This window comes from Streptomyces sp. NPDC058525 (assembly GCF_042719495.1).
In the GTDB taxonomy this organism is placed as follows: Bacteria; Actinomycetota; Actinomycetes; order Streptomycetales; family Streptomycetaceae; genus Streptomyces.
On sequence record NZ_JBHXNP010000210.1, the window covers coordinates 1 to 3053 of the forward strand.

Annotated in this window: 5 protein-coding genes; 3 read left to right on the forward strand and 2 right to left on the reverse strand. The window is 70.3% G+C overall.

Features of this window, described 5'->3' with window-relative positions; translation table 11 throughout:
* Positions 1–156 precede the first annotated feature (156 nt).
* Positions 157–942, reverse strand: a complete 786-nt coding sequence (locus ACFWP3_RS41795) for an aquaporin (protein ID WP_384232189.1) — start codon at positions 940–942, stop codon at positions 157–159.
* A gap of 40 nt (positions 943–982) precedes the next feature.
* Positions 983–1297 carry a helix-turn-helix transcriptional regulator gene (locus ACFWP3_RS41800; RefSeq protein ID WP_030861974.1) on the reverse strand — a complete coding sequence of 105 codons (315 nt, stop codon included), beginning with the start codon at positions 1295–1297 and terminating at the stop codon, positions 983–985.
* Positions 1298–1373: 76 nt separating this feature from the next.
* Between ACFWP3_RS41800 and ACFWP3_RS41805 the strand changes: the two genes are divergently transcribed.
* The 3 genes from ACFWP3_RS41805 to ACFWP3_RS41815 form a co-directional block, all read left to right on the forward strand.
* Positions 1374–2003, forward strand: a complete 630-nt coding sequence (locus ACFWP3_RS41805) for a low molecular weight phosphatase family protein (RefSeq protein WP_384232191.1) — start codon at positions 1374–1376, stop codon at positions 2001–2003.
* Between the two features lie 46 nt (positions 2004–2049).
* Positions 2050–2469, forward strand: a complete 420-nt coding sequence (locus ACFWP3_RS41810) for an arsenate reductase ArsC (RefSeq protein ID WP_384232192.1) — start codon at positions 2050–2052, stop codon at positions 2467–2469.
* A gap of 10 nt (positions 2470–2479) precedes the next feature.
* The coding region (locus ACFWP3_RS41815; RefSeq protein WP_384232193.1) for an NAD(P)/FAD-dependent oxidoreductase at positions 2480–3053 on the forward strand (574 nt) is incomplete at its 3' end.

Genomic DNA, 3053 nt, shown 5'->3' on the forward strand with positions numbered 1-3053 from the left:
GTTTTTTTTGAACTCGCTGAGTGTGGGGTTGGCGGGTCCGCCGGGGCCCGGTGTGGCTGTTGGTTTTGACGTGCTCGACGCCCAGACGGCGCAGGTGGTAGCCGGCGGCGAGCCCGGACTGGCCGCCGCCGATCACCACCACGTCGGTGCGCTGCGTCATGCGGCGGTCGTCCCGGAGCCGGTCTTGCCGCGCATGAAGATGACCGCCACCAAGGCCAGACCCACTGCGGCACCGATCAGCTGCATGGCGATGAAGCCGGGCACCGAGGCCGGGGCGATGCCCGCGAAGGTGTCGGTGAAGGCGCGGCCGATGGTGACCGCCGGGTTGGCGAAGGAGGTGGAGGAGGTGAACCAGTACGCGGCGCCGATGTACGAGGCGACCGCGACCGGCGCGAAGCGGAGCCTGTCCGTGCGCGCCAGGCCGAAGATCAGCAGGATCAGGCCGGCGGTCGCGACGACCTCGCCGAGGAGGAGGTTGCCGGCCGAGCGGTCGTGCTGCGACCACTTCACCAGCGGCTCCCCGAACATCGCGTCCGCCAGGATCGCGCCCGCGATCGCGCCGGCGATCTGCGAGGGCACGTAGACGGCGAGCTCGCGGGCGGTGACGCCGGCGCCGCCGCGGCGGGCGGTCCACCACTCGGCCAGGGTGACGGCAGGGTTGAAGTGGGCGCCGGAGACCGGCCCGAGGAGGGCGATCAGGACGCCGAGGCCGAAGACGGTGGCGGTGGAGTTGGCCAGCAGCTGCAGCGCGACGTCGTCGGTGAGCTTCGTGGCCTGGATGCCGGAGCCGACCACGATCGCGACCAAGGCGGCTGTGCCTACCAGCTCGGCGGCCGCGCGGGCGATCAGCGGGGTACGGGGCGGAGTCGCGCCGGGCGCGGGCTGCGGCGCCGTGTCGGCGGGGGCTATGGCGTCGCTCGCGGCGGGCTCGGTGGCGGTCAAGGCAGGTTCTCCTCGGGCAGGTGAGGCAAAGCGCGGAAGGCTATGGGCAGGACCGCTTGAGGTTCGCTTCTGCGGTGGCTCGCGCGGTCTGGGCGAGGTCGGCGAACTGACCGGCGAGGGCTTCGATGACTTCCGGGCGCAGGCGGTAGTAGATGTACCTCCCGCATGGCTCCGTATCCACGACCCCGGCCTCGCGCAGCACCTTCAGGTGGTTGGAGAGGTTCGTCTGCTTGGCGCCCGTCTCCTCCACCAGGTGGGTGGTGCAGAGCGTCTCGCGAGCGAGCAGGGTCACGATCTGGAGCCTGAGCGGGTCGGCCAGAACCCGGATCAGATCAGTGTCGACTGACGTCATCATGGACTGATACTGTCACATCAGTTGGGGCTGACACCAGCCCGAGCTGATCCTATTGGCTCCTTTGGACGGGATCGCCATGCCCTCGCCTTCCTCGCCCCTCCTGCCGGACGAACGCCTGGCCGCCGGGGCAGCCCGTCTCGCCACCCGCTACGCCGGCCACTTCGCGCCGGAAACCGTGCTGGGCCTGCTCGCCGACTCCTACACGCGTCTCGCCGAGCAGGCACGGATCCGCACCCACCTGGTCGTGCTGGCGGAACGGCTGACCGCCGAACGCCTCGACGCCCTCGCCCACACCCAGGGGCTGACGAGCGGGCCGACACGGGTACTGTTCGTGTGCAGCCGCAACGCAGGCCGCTCCCAGATGGCCGCCGCCCTTCTCGCCCACCGGGCAGGCGATGCCGTCACCGTCTCCTCCGCAGGCACCCACCCCGCAGACGAGGTCGCGCCGCACATCACCCAGGCGCTGACCGAGGCAGGCGTGGACCCGGCCGACGCCTACCCCAAGCCGCTGACCGAAGAGGTCGTCCAAGCCGCCGACATCGTGATCACAATGGGATGCGGCGACGCCTGCCCCGTCGTCCCCGGCCGCCGCTACCTCGACTGGCCCGTCGCCGACCCCGACGGGGCGCCGATCGCCGTCGTCCGCGACATCCGCGACGCCATCAACGCCCACATCACCGAGCTCCTCACCCAGCTCGCCCCCTGACCCCCACGCATCCCCACCGCAGTCGCCTCACCCCAAGGAAGAACAGATGTCCACCGCTCCTGCCGCCTCCGTCCTGTTTGTCTGCATCCACAACGCGGGCCGCTCCCAGATGGCGGCCGGGTTCCTGCGCCACCTCGCCGGTGACCGCGTCGAGGTCCGCTCCGCCGGCTCGGTCCCCGGAGACAAGATCAACCCCTCCGCCGTCGCTGCCATGGCCGAGCTGGGCATCGACATCTCCGACCAGAAGCCGAAGGTCCTCACCCCCGAGGCCGCCCAGGCCTCGGACTACATCATCACGATGGGCTGCGGCGACGCCTGCCCGTACTTCCCCGGCAAGACCTACCTCGACTGGCAGCTCGAGGACCCGGCCGGCCAAGGCGTCGAGGCCGTCCGCCCCATCCGCGACGAGATCAAGAGCCTCATCGAGGGCCTGATCGCTGAGATCGACGCCAAGTCGAAGGCCTGAGGCACCTGACGTGACCGAGACGACCCCGACCGACGACGTCCGCGACGTCATCGTCATAGGCTCCGGCCCCGCCGGATACACCGCCGCCCTCTACACCGCCCGCGCACAGCTGAAACCCTTGCTCTTCGGCAGCTCCATCTTCGTCGGCGGCTCCCTCACCACCACCACCGAGGTGGAGAACTTCCCCGGCTTCCCCGACGGGATCGACGGGCCCGACCTCATGGTCAACATGCGGGCCCAGGCCGAGAAGTTCGGCGCCGAGATGATCGACGACGACATCGTCTCCGTGAACCTCACCGGCGCCATCAAGGAGGTCACCGACTCCGAGGGGACCGTCCACCGCGCGAAGTCCGTGATCATCGCGACCGGCTCCGGCTACCGCAAACTCGGCCTGCCCAAGGAAGACGAGCTCTCCGGGCGCGGGGTGTCCTGGTGCGCGACCTGCGACGGGTTCTTCTTCCGCGACCGCGACATCGTCGTGGTCGGCGGCGGCGACACCGCCATGGAAGAGGCCACCTTCCTCACCCGCTTCGCCCGCTCGGTCACCATCGTCCACCGCCGCTCCACCCTGCGCGCCTCCAAGG

Bases quoted from the DNA above. Each gene is read 5' to 3' on its own strand.
- ACFWP3_RS41800 (WP_030861974.1), bottom strand. From the start codon at position 1,297: ATGATGACGTCAGTCGACACTGATCTGATCCGGGTTCTGGCCGACCCG.
- ACFWP3_RS41810 (WP_384232192.1), top strand. From the start codon at position 2,050: ATGTCCACCGCTCCTGCCGCCTCCGTCCTGTTTGTCTGCATCCACAAC.
- ACFWP3_RS41805 (WP_384232191.1), top strand. From the start codon at position 1,374: ATGCCCTCGCCTTCCTCGCCCCTCCTGCCGGACGAACGCCTGGCCGCC.